Raw genomic sequence first — 17,357 nt, forward strand, 5'->3', positions numbered from 1 at the left:
ATTCATGGAAGAAGAAAGTCGGATCGTTGCAACTGGAACATTAGTCACTTCTAAGAGTTCGTCTTGGGTGGCAGGCATCGAGGTGCTTGCCGTGATCAGGTGGCAAAGCTTGATCGGCCCGCGTTCTCCGCCAGAGGCGCGGGCCCCTGGCGAGAGGCAAAACAAGGCGGGCGCTCAGCGACCCATGTCCAGCGAGCAGAAGAACGCGGTTGAGCCGTTGAAACGGACTTTGCGCAAGCGGTCGAGAAAACCGACCAAACATGAGCCCGGCGATAACGACATTCGCAGCAAAAAAGAGGAAATCGAATTTCGCATTTGGTTCCTTGCGAAGGAAACAGGGATCAGTTCGGATCAGGCTCGCGATATTATTCGCGGTCCAGCGAAGGATGGAGCGTCACTGTTGAGCGCAGCACGGTCCCTGCGAGCCCCCAGCGGCGATCAATGGCTCCTGACGGCAAGGCGATAGTCAATCACGAAATGTTGCACTTTGGAACAGTCCGCGACCTTAGGCGTTCACGGTTATCAGGAATGCGTTGCGTTCATATTTGCTTGGATGCCCAGCGTCTTGAGGCACCGAAAAACAGGAACTGAGCCATGTACCGCACGATTGTTTCGTCGCTGACAGGATTGTTCGGCGTTCTTATTTTCATTGGCGGTGCATGGCTGGCAGTGATTGGTGGGTCGTGGTTCTTCATCCTTCTCGGCGTCGGTATGTCCGGTTCGGCATTTCTGCTTTTCCAGCGGCGCCCAGAGGGCTTAGCGCTATACGGCGTCACCGTCCTAGTGACATTCGTGTGGTCAGTTTACGAAGTCGGCTTCGACTGGTGGGCGCTGTCAGCACGGGGCAGCCTACTGGTTGTAATCGGTGTGCTTTTGTTGCTTCCGCCGATGGTTCGCTCCCTGCACAGGCCTGAAATAGGCTGGGCCCGCTATGACGCGTCGAGCGGGATTCTCGCCGGATCAATAGCCGTTGCCCTGGTCGCAGGACTCTATTCAATGTTCCTGAGCCCTCACGACACCAGCGGTGTGTTTTCAGACGCCCAGATGGCGACAAACAAGACCCTTGAGACCGGCGTGCCAGACGGCGAATGGCAGGCTTATGGCCGCACCAACGCTGGTCGACGTTATTCGCCGCTCGACCAGATAACGCCAGCAAACGTCGACAATCTCAAGGTCGCCTGGACCTATCATACCGGCGACATTCGTGGCCCCAACGACCCGGGGGAAGCGACCTACGAAGACACGCCTCTCATGATTGACGGGACCGTTTATGTCTGTACGCCGCACAACCTGGTGATTGCTCTCGATGCGGTTTCTGGCAAAGAGAAATGGCGGTTCGACCCGCATTTGAAGCAGACCGCCAAGCAGACAACCCAACATCTGACCTGCCGTGGTGTTTCCTACTTCGATGGCGCATCGGCAAAGCCCGCTGCCGCCGGCCAGCAGCCTCCGGTGACAGCGGACAGCACAACCAAAACCGAGGAGCAGAGAGTAGCGGAAAGTGCGGCCGAAGTAACAACAGGTGCGGCTGGGGTACCGCAGAACGTTGTCACAGGACAGGCAAAGCGCGGCGATCCAAACCCTGTTGTGAACCACAAGACGACTGCGGCAATGGCCAATCTTGATCCGACATGTATCAAGAGGTTGTTCGCACCGACTTCCGACGGGCGGCTGATCTCCATCAGTGCTGAAACCGGCAAAATCTGCCCAGGTTTTGGCGGTGACGACGGCACCATCAACCTTTGGGCTAACATGCCCAACATCTCGCCCGGTTCTATTTATTCCACGTCTCCACCTCTCGTGACCGATCGCCTGGTGATTGTTGGCGGCTCCGTCAACGACAACGTCGCGACAACGTCACCGTCCGGTGTCATCCGGGCCTACGACGTAAACACCGGCGACCTCGTCTGGAATTTCGATTCCAAGAACCCCGATGCGACGGCGCCCATCGCGAATGGTCAGACCTATTCTGAGAACGCCCCAAACTCGTGGAGTGTTTCAAGCTATGACCCCAAGCTCGGGCTGATTTACCTGCCGATGGGCAACCAATCGCCTGACCAGTACGGAGTCGGCCGCAGCGCCAGCGTGGAAAAGTATTCGTCCTCAATCCTCGCATTGGATGTCAACACCGGCAAACCAGCCTGGGTCTTCCAGACGGTCCATCACGACCTCTGGGACATGGACGTCCCGGCGCAGCCGAGCCTGGTGGATCTCACTGTTGGCGGGGCAGAGGTCCCGGCACTGGTCGCGCCGACCAAACAGGGAGAGGTCTATGTCCTAAACCGCAAGACGGGCGAGCCAGTTCTGCCCGTCAAAGAGGAACCCGCGCCTACCGGTGCGGTCAAGGGTGACATGACGGCGCCGACGCAACCTGTGTCGAAAATTTCGTTCAAGCCCGAGCCGCTTCAAGAAAAGGATATGTGGGGTGTATCGCCACTGGATGAGCTTGTCTGCCGGATCGAATTTCGCGACCTATATTACAAAGGAAGGTATACTCCGCCGACAGAGCAGGGTTCGATCATCTACCCCGGCAATTTCGGAGCGTTCAACTGGGGTGCGGTGGCTGTCGATCCCAATCGTCAAATCATGTTCGCAATGCCCGTCTACCTCGCCTTTACGTCGAAGATGATCCCGCGCCCGGACCAATATACACGCGTCGTTACCAAGGAAGGTGGGGACGTCTTCAATGAGAATTTCGGTGCACCCTATGCGGCCAAGATGGGCGCATTCCTGTCGCCGCTTGGGCTGCCCTGCCAGGCGCCGCCTTGGGGCTATGTCGCCGGTGTCGATCTGACGACAGGCAAGACGATCTACAAGCATGTCAACGGAACGGTGCGCGATCTTTCGCCGATCCCGCTGCCATTCAAGATGGGTGTGCCGGGAATTGGTGGCCCGATCATAACCAAGGGCGGCGTCGCTTTTCTTAGCGGGACCCTCGATTATTATGTACGCGGCTATGATTTGAAGACAGGCAAGGAGATCTGGCGTGACCGGCTCCCAGCGGGCGGTCAGGCCACCCCATCAACCTATCTCGGCTCCGATGGGAGGCAATATCTTGTTGTCGTTGCCGGCGGCCATGGCTCGACCAACACGGCGGCAGGCGATTCCATCATTGCCTACGCGCTGCCGAAATCCGGATGAGGGATTAGATTGGGATCAGATAACGACCGCCGCGACTTGAAATCGTGAAGGCTCGGCTCAGAAAATTCCTGACGTCTCTGGCCGACACGTTTTGGCTGGTTCCTGCTGCTATGACCGCTGCAGGCATAGTGCTGGCACTTGGCATGGTCGCCGTTGATCGGAGCGGCGTCATCCCGATGTCCCTCCTGGACAATTCCTGGCTTTACAACGGCGGCGGCACTGGTGCGCGAACCTTGTTGGGCGCGGTCGCTTCCTCCACTATAGGTGTTGCCGGCACGGTCTTTTCCATTACCATTGCCGCGCTTTCACTGGCTGCTGGACAAATGGGACCGCGCCTCTTGCGGAACTTTACCAAGGACCGCGGCAACCAATTCACATTGGGCGCATTCCTCGGCACTTTCTGCTATGCCCTCATGGTCCTACGCACGGTACGCACCCAGGATGAAGGCATTTTCGTTCCGCATCTCTCGCTTACCGTCAGCATTCTGCTGGCTTTCGTCTGCGTCGCCACTCTTGTTTTCTTCGTTGGCCACATGGCGGGGCGCATTAACGTAGACACCGTCATTGCGTTGGTCAGCCTGGACGTGCAGCGCGCATTCGGGCGAATAGCCGTGAAAGAGAGACAACCATCGCCTCCTCCGCTGTCGTTCTGGAAAGAGGCAGCGGTCATTCTGGATGGTCGCCGAGGTTACCTGCAGCAGCTGGATGACACCGGATTGGCGGAATGGGCGGCCGACAAAGGAACGGCGGTGAGATTGCTGGTGCGACCCGGCGACTTTGTGTTTCCGGGGGCGCCGATCGCGTTGATGACGCCGCCGGTAGATGGCGCAGAGGAAGCCATCCGCGATGCAACCGCCTTGAGTGCGCAGCGCGGGAGCTCTGCTGATATCGAATTCGCGGTGCGACAGCTTGTCGAGGTGGCCGTGCGGGCGCTGTCTCCGGGCATCAACGACCCGCATACCGCTGTGAGCGTGATCGACCGCTTCGGCGCCGCGCTCTGTGAACTCGCCCCACTTCATCTGCCCGCTGGTGTGCTGCTGCACGAAGGAAACCCGGTGCTCGTCGTTCCAGCCGTCGGGTATGACGGACTTGCGGATGCGATGTTCCACATGATCAGGCAGAATGCAGCAGGCAGTGCCGCCGTACTCATTCGCTTGCTGGACGTGCTCACGGCGGTAACGAGTTGCGAGCACGACCCATCTCGCCGGGCTACCTTGCACCGTCATGCCGATCTGGTGGTAGGTGATGCGAAACGCAACATTTCAACGCCCGAAGATATCCAAGACATCACCCGAAGGCATTCTGGTTTCCTCGCGATGAAGGACCATGGCCCCTTTGGCCACCTCGAAGCGCTGACCCAAAATGCACCCAAGAAATAGCACGGTTTTAATCATTGCCGCTTTTGTAACTGAGCACCGTGCGGCGCGCGACGTAGCCGAGCGTCGATCCCTGCACGATCACGCTGAACAGCACAACCGCATAGGTTGCCGCCAGGATCGTTGGCTTTGCCGTGCCTTCGGGAACAGAGAGCGCCAGCGCAATGGATATGCCGCCGCGGATCCCGGCCCAGGTCAGGAACAGAACGTTGCGGCCCGACATCAGCCGGTTGACCCAAGGGACCAGGATGGGTGCACCGACAGCGAGGAAGCGTGCGGCGATCACGATTGGAATGGCCGCGGCAGCGACAAGCAGTGAAGCCGGGTCAAATCGCAAGATAAGCACTTCCAGTCCGATGAGCAGGAACAGCAACGAATTCAGAACCTCGTCGATGAGTGTCCAGAGACCGAAAAGGTATGTTTGGGTACGGTCGCTCATCGCATCGCGGGGCCCTCGATAGCCAATGAGCAGACCTGCCGCTACGACTGCAAGTGGGCCACTGACATGAATGCGCTGCGCGAGCGCGTAGGTTGCCGTCACCAGCGCCAGCGAAATGAGCACTTCGATTGCGTAGTCGTCGATCAGCCGCATGCCCCAATAGGCAATGTAGCCCGTTAAGATGCCCAGCAGAAGCCCACCACCGGCCTCTACAATCAGGAGTTCGGCGACCGACGTCAGGCTCGTGCTTTCCTCGGGCGCGCCGATCGCGAACGCCAGCAGGATCGTGAAAACGACAATGCCGACACCGTCGTTGAACAGGGACTCGCCCTGCATCTCTACTTCGAGACTTGCCGGGGCCTCAATATTCTTGAGCGTGGCCATGACAGCCACCGGATCGGTGGGGCTGATGAGCGCGCCAAAAAACCAGCGCCCACGACAGCGGCAATGAAAGACCAAGAAGGCCAGCGGCCTGCCAAAACAGGAGGCCTATGATGAAGGTCGACGCTATAGTGGCGAAAGTAGCAAGCACGATCACAGGTACCGCGCGACTGAGGAGTGTTCCAAAATCTACGTGGAGCGCACCTGCGAAAAGCAAGAATGCCAGCATCCCGTTCATGACGACCGATGTAAAGTCTATTTGGAGCAGCGTCTTGGTCAGGGGCTCGAACAGGTGCTGCTCTGGCAGGATGGCGTCTATCATCACCAAAATGAGCGAGGCCACTACACTCATTGTCAGCAGGCCGATGGTGTGCGGCATAGGCAGAAATTTATGATTGATCCACCCCAACACCGCTGACGTCGTCAGGAGGAGAGCAGACATTTCGAATATCGACAGCAGCGGCTTATCTCCAGGTCGCGGTGGTAAAAAATAGATTGCTGCGAAGATGCGGCCAGCGCCGTATCGGTTGTTCTCGGTTCCAACCGTCGGGATTGCAGCGCCGCAATCTTGTACGTGTCTTCACGTCCATGGGAAAGGTACGCGGTGCGGTCAAAGTTGAGAATATGGAGAACACGGGGCTCTTTGAGAGGCGCCAGCCAGGCCCGTTGCAAAAGAGTTCGTATGCTAATTCCAGAGGAACCGGATTCGCATCACGACGTTGTGTCAACGCAAAGCCGCTCACGGCCTTATAACCACTTAAACCCTCACCATGAAGTATCGTTAGGTTGGTGACGGCAGACTCCGACGCGCTTGGTATAAAAGGAGAAAGCTATGAAGAAGACCTGGAAGAAGCCGACCATGTGCCAGGTGGCAGCGGGCTTTGAAATATCGCGCTATTTGCCTGCGGAGATTGCTTCGAAGAAATAGCCAGTAAAGCGCGCCCTTCCAAACCGGGGCGCGCTACCCCTTCCATGTCGAAGGGCCTGTTAGCGTTCAGCGGAAGAATGCTATAAAATTCATTCGACTGCTCTAATAGAGTGGCGTCCTGATGCGCATGAAGATACTCGGATCTGCCGCAGGCGGTGGCTTGCCGCAATGGAACTGTAATTATTACCTAAGCCGCGCAGCACGTTCTGGTTTGGCAGGCATTCATAAACGTACACAATCCAGCGCCGCCGTCTCGGCCGATGGGGCGGCTTGGGTCCTTTTCAACGTCTCACCCGATATCAGACAGCAGATCGCGGAGACGGCGGTGTTGCAGCCATCCGTGAATTCGCAGCTCCGCTCGACGCCGATCCGTGCGGTGGTACTCACTAATGCCGATGTCGATCATATCGCCGGCTTGCTCAGTTTGCGAGAGCGGCAGCCCTTTGCTATTTATGCGACGGTACAAGTTTTGGCGGCCTTGGACGCGAATTCTATCTTTAACGTCCTAGATCCGGAACTTGTCCCAAGACGCTTACTGCCGCTAGCGGAAGAAGTGGCGATCCGCGATGCTGAAGGACTTGAGACGGGTGTGACGGTTGAGTGCTTTCCTGTATCGGGCAAGATCGCACTCTACCTGGAAGACAGACAGCACCCGCATGCGAATTTCAGCTCGAATGCCGGTGACACGATTGGGATTCGCGTTGCTGGTGGCACCGCTGGCGGCGCGGTCTTTTATATCCCAGGCTGTGCGAGCATCGATGCCGTCCTGCGTGCAATGCTCACCGACGCGTATTGCCTGTTGTTCGACGGCACGGTCCATGCCGATAATGAGTTGATTGCCGCCGGTGTCAGTCATAAATCCGGAGTTCGGATGGGCCATCTGGCGATGTCGGGCAACGCAGGTTCCATCGCCGCTCTGGCCGATTTGAATATCAGTCGCCGGGTCTTCATCCATATCAACAACACCAACCCTGTTCTTGATGAGAACTCGGCCGAATACATGTCAGTTCGGGCAGCAGGGTGGGAAGTGGCCCGCGACGGAATGGAGATAGAATTTTGAGCGATTTCCACCGCGCGGCTAAAGGAGGCTTGTCGGCCATAAAACTCGAAGCTCTGCTGAGACAAGTAGGGGCCGAACGCTACCACCACCGTCACCCTTTTCATCAAAAGATGATCAGCGGCGCACTCTCGAAAACGGAGATGCAAGCATGGGCGCTGAACCGCTTTTGTTACCAAGCCGTGATTCCTCGCAAGGACGCGATGATCCTCGCCCGTGCCGAGGATCCCGCCTTTCGTGCTGCATGGCGCAGGCGCATCGAGGATCATGACGGAGCGGACGGCTGGAGTGGGGGTATAAAGCGATGGCTGCATCTTGCAACCTCCCTCGGTCTCGACGCTGACGTCGTCAAGAGCGAACGGCTGGCGCTGCCGGCAACACGTTTCGCAGTCGGTGCCTATCTCTCTTTCTGCACGAACCGGACGCTAATGGAGGCGGTCGCGTCGTCACTGACGGAGATGTTCTCGCCGGCCATAATCGGCGAGCGAGTTCCGGCAATGCTGGCTAAATACGATTACGTCACCGAGGACACGCTGGCTTATTTCACGCGACGTCCCGAACAGGCTACGCGCGATGCCGACTTCGCCTTGGCATACGTTCTCAAACATGCCACCACGCCGGAGCGACAGCAGCAGGTGGTCGATGCCCTCGTATTCAAATGCGATCTCCTTTGGGCGATGCTAGACGCTCTTCAGCATGCCTATGGCGAGAAGACAAACATACCGCCCGGCGCCTTCTGTCTGGAACTTTCGCCATGACGGAGCTGCGAAAAAGAGCGCTGTTGGCACCACATTCTGTTCCGTTCCTGCCAAAACACGTGCGCATTCAGTTCGATCCCGTCCGAAGCGCATTCGCCGTACTGTCGCCCGAGAAGGTTTTTTGGCCGAACGAGATCAGTCTCGACATATTGCGGCGTTGCAATGGGCGTTCCTCGGTCGCTCAGATCATCGCCGGTCTTGCCGCCGAGTATGACGCGCAGGAGGAGGACGTTGCGACCGACGTCATCGCGTTCCTACAGGGATGGTCCGACCAGCTGTTGGTCAAGCTATGAGCGCACCCCTCCTACCTCCTATCGGCATGTTAGCGGAACTAACACATCGCTGCCCCCTGCAATGCCCCTATTGCTCTAACCCGGTCGAACTGCTGAAGGCTAATCGCGAACTCGATACGCGGACCTGGCTGGAGCTGTTCGAGCAGGCCGCCGAACTTGGCGTTCTTCAGGTACATTTGTCAGGCGGTGAGCCAACGCTGCGCCGGGATCTCGAGCAGATCATAGCCAGGCTTTCCGCCCAAGGCGTTTATACCAACCTAATCACTGCGGGCGTCGGCATTGCCGATGGCCGCATCGAGGCATTTGCTGAAGCTGGGCTCGACCATCTGCAACTCAGTTTTCAGGGTGCGAGACCGGAGACCACAGAGCGTATCGGCAATCATCGGGGTAGCCACGAGAAGAAGCTCGCCACCGCGCGACGCGCTCGTGCGGCGGGCTTGCCGTTGACCATCAACGCACCCATCCACCGCCACAATATCGAAGAGGTGCCGGGATTCATTGAACTTGCACTTTCGCTTGATGCCGAGCGCCTCGAGATCGCCAATGTACAATACGCCGGATGGGCGTTGACCAACCGCGGTGCATTGATGCCTGATCGCGCTGCGGTCGACAGGCAGGTCGACATCGTGGCGACGGCGCGCGAGCGGCTGGCGGGCATCATGAACATTGACTTCGTCACCCCAGACTATTTCGCCACCTTTCCGAAGCCGTGTATGGGGGGCTGGGCGCGCGACGCATTCATTGTCACACCCGACGGCACGGTGCTTCCATGCCATGCAGCGGAGACGATACCGTCGCTCTCCTTCGAGCGATTCGGGTCCCGCGGCCTCATGGAAATCTGGCGCGACTCGCCGGCATTCAATGCGTTTCGCGGCGTCGACTGGATGCAGGAGCCTTGTCGCACTTGCGATCGGCGCGAAATCGATTGGGGCGGCTGTCGCTGCCAAGCGATGGCAATCGCGGGGGATGCCGCGGCAACAGACCCGGCTTGCGTAAAATCGGTCATCCATTCCCGTATGGAAATATTGGTCAGGAATGCCGTGTCAGGGGCTGTGCCGGGCGAGAAAGACATCAGCCCGTTCGTCTATCGCCGCATAGCCCAACAACCTCCCTCAAAATAGCAAAAACGCATGCAACCGTTCAGGCCACACGGCGTTAATCCGAAAAGGCGGGGAGGGTTGCATGCGCATTCTACTGACCATAGCGGCTTTAGCTGCCATGACAGGGTCGGGACAAGCGCAATCAGCACCTACGGCGGGGATACCAAAATCGTACTCGGACGCCACGGCAAATTTTGCCGGCGCCGGCAAGCCCGGCGAATGGACAAGTCAGGCACGCGATTATGCGAACACCCGGTTTAGCCCTCTTAAAGAAATAACCCCCGATAATGTTGGCAAGCTGAAGGTGGCCTGGACATTCTCGGACGGCACGCAATACGGTCATGAGGGCGCGCCGCTGGTAGTAGGCGATACGATGTATGTAGTTTCGCCCTATCCCAACACGGCCTATGCGCTGATCTTTCGAAGCGGGACCTTCGATCAAGTGGAAGTTCGACCCCAATCCTTCCCCCCAGGCAATTGGCAAGGCCTGCTGCGATGCCGTTCTTCGGGGTTGGGCTTATGCCGACGGTAAATTGATCTACAATCTCCTCGACGACCACACTGTCGCTGTTGATGCGTCGACAGGAAAAGAGGTCTGGGCGGACGGCCTTGGATAGCTTGGAACATGGCGTGACCATGACCCAATCGGCCTTTGCCCGCCGACGGCAAAGTATTCGTCGGCAACTCCGGCGGTGAGATGGGCGTCAATGGGTGGTTGGCCGCCCTGGATGTCGGCACCGGAAGGAAATCTGGCGCGCGCACGCTGTCGGCCCGGACACGGATGTCCGTATCGGCGACAGTTTCAAACCCTATTACGACTGGATTGAAGGGTAAGGACCTGGGGATCAAAACCTGGCCAGTGGACGCCTGGAACACGGGTGCCGGTGCTTCATGGGGGTTCGTGTCCTATGACAAAAGACCAAGACAATTTACTATGGCACCAGCAATCCTGGTCCCGCGTGCCGGCCCAGCGTCCCGGCGGACAACTTGTGGACCAGCGCGATGTTCGCGCGGGATCCAGAGACCGGAATGGCCAAGTGGGCCTATCAGTTCACCCCGCATGACCAATGGGACTATGACGGCGTCAACGAAGCGGTTCTGCTTGACATGCCGATCGACGGCAAGATGCGTCAGACTCTGGTGGCATTTCGACCGCAACACGTATGCCTACACGATCGACCGCAACACCGCGAAGTGCTGCTGGCCAATACTTTTGCCTATCAGAACTGGTCCACCGGCTTCGACAAGAAGGCTGGACGGCCGATCGTAGATCCGGCCCGCGAGCCCCAAGCCCGGTGTGAAGATCGACAGGGTCTGTCCACCCGACATAGGGCAGAAGGACTGGGAGCCGCCGGCCTTCAGTCCGAACACCGGCTACTCTATGTCGGTGTGTTCAACATCTGTATGGGCCTGACGGACCACGAAGTCTCCTACATTTCCGGTACGCCCTATGATGGCATGGAGATGGAGCGGTTTTCAGTGGACGGCCCCGATGGAAACTGGGGCGGCCTGATCGCCTGGGACCCAGCTCATGGCAAGAAGATCTGGGAAAGTCCCAGAGAAATTCATGGTCATGAGTGGCGTCATTGCACGGCGAGCAATCTCATCTTTTACGGCACCACGGATGGATGGTTTCCGCGCGCTAAGACGCGTGGACGGGCAAAGTTCTTTGGTCGCAAAAACTCGGCTCGGGCATCATTGGACAGCCGATCACCTATATTGGGCCTGATAACCGGCAGTATGTGGCTGTTGCCGCCGGAGTGGGAGGTGCCGCGATGGTGCAGAAGGAGCGGCCTGGCTTCCTGCCGCGCGGCAATACGATCTATGTTTTTTTCCGTCGATGGCGACACAGTCAAGACAGCGGCCGACGCCACTCCTATCCCCGTTGGAGCGGCCACTCAGCAGCAGTAACCGCCAGAATTCGCCATGTCACTCGGTCGCATTCTTATCGCCGTGCTCATCCTCCTGGCTGTCGGCGCAGGCGCGACGGGATGGCTGATTATGACACAGAGGCAGTCGCAGAATCGAATAGACGTCGCCTATCCGGAAGGAATTGCCGCGGTTGTCCCCCTGGGCTTGAGCGCGGGTAGGTCGCCGACTCTGAGTGCCAGCACCGCGAATCCATTGGCTAACGATCCTAACTCTGTCCAGGAAGGCAAGAAACTCTTCACGTCGATGAACTGTGCGGGTTGTCATGGCTATAAAGCCAAGGGTGGGATGGGACCGGATCTCACGGACACGGCCTGGCGTTATGGCGGCACCCCGATAGATGTCTACAAGAGCATTTACGAGGGGCGCCCTCAAGGAATGCCGGCTTGGGGTAACGCTCTGCCTCCCCAAAGCTTGTGGCAACTGGTCGCTTATCTGCAGTCGTTGGGCGGTACATTCAGCGCCTCGTCGGGTGACGGCAAGCAGCAAGCGGCGGCTGACCAGGGACAGGGAGCCCCGGCGGGACAAAAGCAATGAGGCGCGTGGCGTCTCTCTTTTTGTTCACCGTTGCGCTTTCCGGTTGCAGCGGGTCTCCACTCGGCTATCTCGACGCGACAAGCCCGATTGCTGGAGCCATTGCCAGCCTTGGCCTCGGCCTCACGGCAATTTCGATCGCGGTCTGCATTGTTGTCGGCGTGTTGCTTGTCGTGGCCCTATGGCGCGGACGGCGGGCGCACGATCTCGCGATAACGCCGGTCAATGATCGTACGGCCATTCGATGGATCGGATTTGGCGTAGCAATTTCGACAGTCTTTCTCGTTGGCTCGGCAGTATGGACGCTCCTTACGGTGAGTTCGATCAGTCAGCCGGCACAGGCCAGCGCGCTCAGCATTGATGTCATCGGCCAGGAATGGTGGTGGGCAGTCAAATATCGATCGTCGAATCCTGCGCGCGAATTCATCACCGCCAATCAGCTGTGATTCCGTAGGTGTTCCGGTACAAATCAATTTGACATCCAAGGATGTCATTCATTCCTTTTGGGTGCCGAACTCGGCGGCAAGATGGATATGATCCCGTCGCGCACCAATGTCACCTGGCTCCAGGCTGACAAGGTCGGCGACTTTCGCGGTCAATGCAGCGAATTCTGCGGTCTCCAGCATGCCAACATGGCGTTCAATGTGCGCGTGCTGTCGAAACCCGATTTCGAAGCCTGGTGGGACCGCCAGCTTCTACCGACCGTAGGATCAGGGGATGATCCGCGCCTCAAGACATTCCTCGTGCGCTGCGCTGCCTGCCACACGATAAGGGGTACTCCCGCCGGAGGCATTCTGGGACCTGACCTCTCGCATTTCGGGATCGCGAGACGATCGCTTCAGGTCTGATGACCAACACGCCCGCCAATCTGGCCAAATGGATCAACAACACGCAGACCATCAAGCCGGGCGTCAAGATGCCGGAACTCCATATGCTCGCCAGTGAGATCGACGACGTAACCACCTATCTGGAGGGGCTGAAATGACGGCCGTGCACCCCAATATGGAAGTTGCCTCCAGACGCCGGAAACTCCTCGATATCTGGGAAACAGCCCCCGGTCTGTACGGCTGGTTGGCGACCGTCGATCACAAGACCATCGGCATCCGGGGGGGCGGGGGGGGGGCGCGGGGGCGGGGGGCGGTCGCGGTTATCTGTGCACAGCGTTCTTCTTCCTGGTGATCGGCGGGATCGAAGCGCTGGCGATGCGAGTCCAATTGGCCCAGCCGGACCTTAAAATTCTGTCGCCCGATGCCTACAACCAGCTTTTCTCGATGCATGGCACGACCATGATGTTCCTCTATGCCCTGCCTATGCTGTCGGGTTTTTCCAACTACCTGTGGCCGTTGATGCTGGGTTCGCGCGACATGGCTTTTCCGCGACTGAATGCGTTGAGCTATTGGGTTTTTCTGTTTGCGGGCATTTTCCTCTACATCAGCTTTCCGCTTGGTCAGGCGCCAAATGGTGGCTGGTTCGCATACGTGCCAAACACGAGCCTCGAATACGACCCAGGCATCAACATGGACGTTTCGCGCTTGGACTGGTCTTTCTCGGCATTTCAACTGTGGTCGGTTCAGCAATTTCATCGTGACGCTGCTGAGGTCGTGCGCCCGGAATGTCCGTCAACCGACTGCCAATATTGTCTGGGGCACGCTCACGGCCTCGGCTGCGAACCTGCTCGCGGTTCCGGCGGTAAGCCTCGCCTGCGCCATGCTCTGGCTCGATCGTCGATATGGCACACATTTCTTTCGACGTTAAAGGCGGCGGTCAGCCTCTGCTTTGGCAGCACCTGTTCTGGATATTTGGCACCCTTGGGTTTATGCGCTTGTCCTGCCAGCAATGGGCATCGTTTCCGACGCACTCCCGGTCTTCTGCCGTCGACCGCTGGTTGGCTATACGCTGGTCGCGATCTCGACCGTGGCAACGATGATCCTGGGCTTCGGCGTCTGGGTACATCACATGTTCGCGACAGGGCTTCCGTAATGTCCCTATCGTTCTTCAGTGCGCGAGTTTCGTCATCGCAATTCCCAGCGCGATCGCCGTGTTCGCCTGGATCGCAACCATCTGGACGGGCAAACTTCAGTTAACAACGCCATTCCTTTTCTTCGCCGGCTTTATAATGCTGTTCGTCATCGGCGGGGTTTCGGGCTTCATGACGCATCGGTCGCACTCGACTGGCAACTGACCGACACCTACTTTATCGTCGCTCATCTCCACTACGTTCTGCTCGGGATCAATGTCTTCCCGGTCGTCGGCGGGCTGCATTTCTGGTTTCCAAAGATGACCGGCAGGATGATGGACGAGCGGCTCGGCAAATGGACCTTCTGGACCATGTTCATCGGGTTCAACGCCGCGTTCTTTCCCATGCATGTGACGGCTTGATGGGCATGCCCGACGCATCTATACCTACCCTACGGACATGGGCGTCGGATGGTTGAACATGTTGTCGACCCTCGGTGCGTTTGTCTTCGCCGTGGGTGTTTTTCTATTCCTTATCAACGTAGCAAAAAGTCTCAAATCGGGCTGCCGGCAGGTGACAATCCCTGGGACGCCAACCCTTGAATGGGCGACCACGTCTCCGCCGCCTGTCTATAATTTTGCGACGATTCCTCAAGTCGCCTCGCGTTATCCGCTGTGGGAGGATCGCCTTAAGGAGACCGAAGAGAGGTCGATAATCGGCGATGCCGTTCGTGACGGAATGGTCCTGGATAAAGGCAAGGAGACAATCGGTGTGACACCGCTCGATGCCGAGCCCAATGTCGTATTGAAGATGCCCGGTGATAGCATTCTGCCGTTCTTGCTCTCGGTCGGCATGACGGGGTTGTTTTTCGGTTTGTTGGCGCAAGTCATCTGGTTGGTCGCCCTTGGCGCCGTATGCGAATTCGGCGTTCTGGCACTATGGCTGACGCCGGAGCCACACGCGGCATTGGAAGAGGTCGAAATCCATGACTGACCGAACAGCCAGCGAAACACTACCGGTTGGCGGGTCCGGAACTGTTTCCACCGCGTGGTGGGGAATGGCCTGCCTCATCGCGACCGAGGCAATCCTGTTTGTCTATCTGATTTTCAGCTACGTCTATCTCGGCTCGCAGCAGACCGGTCCCTGGCCGCCGACGGGACCGCCGAGCCTGAAGCTCGTGATCCCCAACACCGTTATCTTGGTCGCCAGCAGCTTCGTGGTCGCCTGGGGCCAAAGCCAATTCCGGCAGACCGGGAACAGCCTCAGACTTGCGCTGGCGCTGGCAGGGACGATAATCCTTGGCTCCGCCTTCATCATCATTCAGGCCTTCGAATGGGCGGGAAAAGGCATCGTGCTCTCGACCAGTGCATATAGCTCCGCGTTCTTCATTCTCACCGGCGTGCATATGGCACACGTCGCGGTGGGACTACTGATCCTGACGATGCTGCTGGTCTGGACGCTTATGGGCCGGTTCAGGGGCGTACATCACGAGCATATCGCACTTGGCGCGCTCTACTGGCACTTCGTCGATGTGGTATGGATCGTTGTCTTCATCACCGCCTATGTGGTCCCTCAATTCTCATGAGCGCTCTACACCCCCTTGCCAAACGTGTTCACACCCTGCGCCTTGCGCCATGTTGCGCCCTACCACCTGATTTTGGCGGGGCTTTTCGCGGCACCGGGAGCGTGGCTATTGCAATTGCTGCTTTCGTATTTTCTAAACGGCGATCGTTGCCCTAAAGCCCCGCCGCTGCGATCATACCGTTCCTCACTGTGCCCACTGCAATCATCGCGGTGATTGCAGTGGCAACCTGTCTCTTTGGATTGTTCGCCGCCACCGAACATGGCGGCTTACTCGAGCGGAAGCTCCCGGGACCATCATGAGGCATTGACGGCTGGAGCTGGCCGAACTCGTTTCCTAGGGCTTTTGGGATTGTTTCGAGTTCCATCTTTCTCGTCGGCGCTCTGTTCGCGCTGCTTGTCCTTATCTGGTCTTGCCATGCGCCGTCCCCTTTTTCTGAGTGCGGCAGTGGCGGGAACCGCCAGCCCCGCATTAGCCCACGACGCCGGTTCGGCCGTCTGGACATCATGGTTGGAGACCCACGGTCGAGGCGCTGCTTGCCATTCTGCTGGCGCTGTATCTGACGGGCTGTGACAATGCTTTCGAGCCGACATCAGAAATGGGCGGTCAGCAAGGGTAGGGTGCTGGCGTTTTTTGCTGCTGTTCTAGCTCTTGTTTTAGCACTGCTGTCACCTGTCGACGCGCTTTCGGAAGAGTTGTTTTCGGTCCACATGTTTCAACATCTGCTGCTCATTCTCGCGGTTGCGCCGCTCCTCGCATATTCAAATGGCCATCTTGTCGTTTTGCGAGCGTTTTCAATTTCAACCAGGCGTTTATCGGGCAGGCAATCGCCGCGATCCCGGGCATGAAACAAGCAGCCCACAAGGAGGTTGCCGCCTGGATAGCCGCAGGCTTATTCGTCACCACGATGTGGTTCTGGCACATTCCAGCGGCCTATGACTGGGCTCTTGGCAACGAAGCCGTCCACGTTTGTGAACACATCACGCTTTTGGTGGCCGCCACGTTTTTCTGGCGCGTGGTACTCACCAGTGGCAAGCGACGCCTCAGCCCAGCAATGGCGGTCGTCCTCGTCTCATTGGTCGGCATACAAGGCTCGTTCCTTTCGGCGTTGATTATGTTTGCTCCTCATCCGCTTTACGCTGCCTATTCCGGCAATGGGCTTGACGACCAGGTACTGGCCGGCGTGCTGATGTGCATCCCTGCGTCTTTCGTCTATCTCGGCAGCACCATCTGGGCATTGTCGCGTATGTTGGGAAACAGTCGCACCCATGTCAGATAGCATCGAGCCCGAGGCATCATGGTGAATATAGGCGCCCGCTGGAAATGGTCGATCGCGGCGGTGGCCCTTTTGGGGTTGGCCACAGCAACCTATTTTTTGAAGCCCGTCACGGGACCCCCACGCAACTTGGCTTTGGCGGGCGACGCCGCCCGCGGCGCCTATATAATCCGTCTCGCCGGGTGCGGTTCGTGTCACACGGACCACGAAAACAGCGGCGCGGCACTTTCCGGCGGCAAACCATTGACGACACCGTTTGGAACATTTTATCCGCCCAACATCACGCCGGATAAGCAAACCGGCATAGGAAACTGGACGCTAGCGCAATTTTCCGATGCGCTGAGCAATGGCAATAGCCCAAGGGGAAATCTGTACCCCGTCTTCCCCTACAATGATTTGACGCTGATGAGCGATCAAGACGTTGTTGATCTCTACGCGGCCGTCATGGCGACGCCTGCGATTGCCCACACGACGCTGCCCAATCGAGTGATCTTCCCTTTCAATATTCGGCTTCTGGTTTCTGGATGGAAGAACCTCTTCTTCTCACCGCATCGCTATCACGACGATCCGTCCCATTCGGCGTCCTGGAACCGCGGCGCTTACCTT

Annotated in this window: 17 protein-coding genes and 3 pseudogenes; 19 read left to right on the forward strand and 1 reads right to left on the reverse strand. The window is 58.0% G+C overall.

Annotation, left to right across the window (positions count from 1 at the left end; genetic code table 11):
- The first annotated feature begins 4 nt into the window (after positions 1-4).
- From GA829_RS36080 to GA829_RS36090, 3 genes are all read left to right on the forward strand, one after another.
- Positions 5-466, forward strand: coding sequence for a hypothetical protein (locus GA829_RS36080; RefSeq protein WP_195180472.1), 462 nt, complete (start codon positions 5-7; stop codon positions 464-466).
- Between the two features lie 128 nt (positions 467-594).
- Positions 595-3,141, forward strand: coding sequence for a membrane-bound PQQ-dependent dehydrogenase, glucose/quinate/shikimate family (locus GA829_RS36085; protein WP_195180473.1), 2,547 nt, complete (start codon positions 595-597; stop codon positions 3,139-3,141).
- Between the two features lie 44 nt (positions 3,142-3,185).
- On the forward strand, positions 3,186-4,520 hold the full coding sequence (locus GA829_RS36090) for a DUF2254 domain-containing protein (protein WP_195179925.1): 1,335 nt from the start codon (positions 3,186-3,188) through the stop codon (positions 4,518-4,520).
- 7 nt (positions 4,521-4,527) lie between these two features.
- Here the strand turns inward: GA829_RS36090 and GA829_RS36095 are convergent.
- Positions 4,528-5,797: pseudogene (locus GA829_RS36095) on the reverse strand (cation:proton antiporter).
- Between the two features lie 372 nt (positions 5,798-6,169).
- On the opposite strand from GA829_RS36095, the gene GA829_RS36100 reads away from it, so the two are divergent.
- The 16 genes and pseudogenes from GA829_RS36100 to GA829_RS36175 form a co-directional block, all read left to right on the forward strand.
- Positions 6,170-6,265 (forward strand): pyrroloquinoline quinone precursor peptide PqqA, encoded by a 96-nt coding sequence (locus GA829_RS36100; protein ID WP_195179924.1) that lies wholly within the window; start codon positions 6,170-6,172, stop codon positions 6,263-6,265.
- A 121-nt stretch (positions 6,266-6,386) separates the two neighbouring features.
- A complete protein-coding gene (pqqB, locus tag GA829_RS36105; protein ID WP_195179923.1) occupies positions 6,387-7,325 on the forward strand; it encodes a pyrroloquinoline quinone biosynthesis protein PqqB in 939 nt (312 codons plus the stop codon).
- Positions 7,322-8,080: a pyrroloquinoline-quinone synthase PqqC gene (gene pqqC / locus GA829_RS36110; protein WP_195179922.1), complete on the forward strand. Its 759-nt coding sequence runs from the start codon at positions 7,322-7,324 to the stop codon at positions 8,078-8,080. The genes pqqB and pqqC overlap by 4 nt, the downstream gene beginning before the upstream one ends.
- Positions 8,077-8,373: a pyrroloquinoline quinone biosynthesis peptide chaperone PqqD gene (gene pqqD / locus GA829_RS36115; protein ID WP_195179921.1), complete on the forward strand. Its 297-nt coding sequence runs from the start codon at positions 8,077-8,079 to the stop codon at positions 8,371-8,373. The genes pqqC and pqqD overlap by 4 nt, the downstream gene beginning before the upstream one ends.
- Entirely contained in the window at positions 8,370-9,494 is a 1,125-nt protein-coding gene (gene pqqE, locus GA829_RS36120; RefSeq protein ID WP_195179920.1) for a pyrroloquinoline quinone biosynthesis protein PqqE, read from the forward strand. The genes pqqD and pqqE overlap by 4 nt, the downstream gene beginning before the upstream one ends.
- Positions 9,495-9,555: 61 nt before the next feature.
- On the forward strand, positions 9,556-10,005 hold the full coding sequence (locus GA829_RS36125) for a hypothetical protein (protein ID WP_195180474.1): 450 nt from the start codon (positions 9,556-9,558) through the stop codon (positions 10,003-10,005).
- A 395-nt stretch (positions 10,006-10,400) separates the two neighbouring features.
- Complete coding sequence (locus GA829_RS36130; RefSeq protein WP_463671736.1) at positions 10,401-11,384, forward strand: PQQ-binding-like beta-propeller repeat protein; 984 nt, start codon at positions 10,401-10,403, stop codon at positions 11,382-11,384.
- Positions 11,385-11,399: 15 nt separating this feature from the next.
- Positions 11,400-11,939, forward strand: coding sequence for a c-type cytochrome (locus GA829_RS36135; RefSeq protein ID WP_195179918.1), 540 nt, complete (start codon positions 11,400-11,402; stop codon positions 11,937-11,939).
- 5 nt (positions 11,940-11,944) lie between these two features.
- Positions 11,945-12,382 (forward strand): cytochrome c oxidase subunit II, encoded by a 438-nt coding sequence (locus GA829_RS36140; protein ID WP_195180476.1) that lies wholly within the window; start codon positions 11,945-11,947, stop codon positions 12,380-12,382.
- Between the two features lie 57 nt (positions 12,383-12,439).
- Positions 12,440-12,784, forward strand: a complete 345-nt coding sequence (locus GA829_RS36145) for a cupredoxin domain-containing protein (RefSeq protein ID WP_195180477.1) — start codon at positions 12,440-12,442, stop codon at positions 12,782-12,784.
- Positions 12,784-12,921: a hypothetical protein gene (locus GA829_RS36150; RefSeq protein WP_195180478.1), complete on the forward strand. Its 138-nt coding sequence runs from the start codon at positions 12,784-12,786 to the stop codon at positions 12,919-12,921. Before GA829_RS36145 ends, GA829_RS36150 begins: the two co-directional genes overlap by 1 nt.
- Positions 12,918-14,886: pseudogene (locus GA829_RS37750) on the forward strand (cytochrome c oxidase subunit I). Before GA829_RS36150 ends, GA829_RS37750 begins: the two are co-directional and overlap by 4 nt.
- The gene (locus GA829_RS36160; RefSeq protein WP_195180187.1) at positions 14,879-15,478 is read left to right on the forward strand and encodes a cytochrome c oxidase subunit 3; all 600 of its coding nucleotides are present in this window, start codon (positions 14,879-14,881) and stop codon (positions 15,476-15,478) included. The pseudogene GA829_RS37750 and the gene GA829_RS36160 overlap by 8 nt, the downstream one beginning before the upstream one ends.
- A gap of 572 nt (positions 15,479-16,050) precedes the next feature.
- Entirely contained in the window at positions 16,051-16,323 is a 273-nt protein-coding gene (locus GA829_RS37755) for a cytochrome c oxidase assembly protein (RefSeq protein ID WP_195180479.1), read from the forward strand.
- On the forward strand, positions 16,320-16,754 hold the full coding sequence (locus GA829_RS36170) for a cytochrome c oxidase assembly protein (RefSeq protein WP_195180480.1): 435 nt from the start codon (positions 16,320-16,322) through the stop codon (positions 16,752-16,754). Before GA829_RS37755 ends, GA829_RS36170 begins: the two co-directional genes overlap by 4 nt.
- 18 nt (positions 16,755-16,772) lie before the next feature.
- Positions 16,773-17,357, forward strand: a pseudogene (locus GA829_RS36175) (cytochrome C); the annotation flags it as partial.

Origin of the sequence: Mesorhizobium sp. INR15 (genome assembly GCF_015500075.1) — a bacterium.
Classification (GTDB): Bacteria; Pseudomonadota; Alphaproteobacteria; order Rhizobiales; family Rhizobiaceae; genus Mesorhizobium.

Excerpts from the sequence above, each read along its gene's own strand:
- GA829_RS36160 (WP_195180187.1), top strand. The coding sequence starts at position 14,879 with ATGACTGACCGAACAGCCAGCGAAACACTACCGGTTGGCGGGTCCGGA.
- GA829_RS37755 (WP_195180479.1), top strand. The coding sequence starts at position 16,051 with ATGCTTTCGAGCCGACATCAGAAATGGGCGGTCAGCAAGGGTAGGGTG.
- GA829_RS36170 (WP_195180480.1), top strand. The coding sequence starts at position 16,320 with ATGAAACAAGCAGCCCACAAGGAGGTTGCCGCCTGGATAGCCGCAGGC.
- pqqD (WP_195179921.1), top strand. The coding sequence starts at position 8,077 with ATGACGGAGCTGCGAAAAAGAGCGCTGTTGGCACCACATTCTGTTCCG.
- GA829_RS36125 (WP_195180474.1), top strand. The coding sequence starts at position 9,556 with ATGCGCATTCTACTGACCATAGCGGCTTTAGCTGCCATGACAGGGTCG.
- GA829_RS36135 (WP_195179918.1), top strand. The coding sequence starts at position 11,400 with ATGTCACTCGGTCGCATTCTTATCGCCGTGCTCATCCTCCTGGCTGTC.
- GA829_RS36100 (WP_195179924.1), top strand. The coding sequence starts at position 6,170 with ATGAAGAAGACCTGGAAGAAGCCGACCATGTGCCAGGTGGCAGCGGGC.
- GA829_RS36150 (WP_195180478.1), top strand. The coding sequence starts at position 12,784 with ATGACCAACACGCCCGCCAATCTGGCCAAATGGATCAACAACACGCAG.
- pqqB (WP_195179923.1), top strand. The coding sequence starts at position 6,387 with ATGCGCATGAAGATACTCGGATCTGCCGCAGGCGGTGGCTTGCCGCAA.
- GA829_RS36080 (WP_195180472.1), top strand. The coding sequence starts at position 5 with ATGGAAGAAGAAAGTCGGATCGTTGCAACTGGAACATTAGTCACTTCT.
- pqqE (WP_195179920.1), top strand. The coding sequence starts at position 8,370 with ATGAGCGCACCCCTCCTACCTCCTATCGGCATGTTAGCGGAACTAACA.
- GA829_RS36085 (WP_195180473.1), top strand. The coding sequence starts at position 595 with ATGTACCGCACGATTGTTTCGTCGCTGACAGGATTGTTCGGCGTTCTT.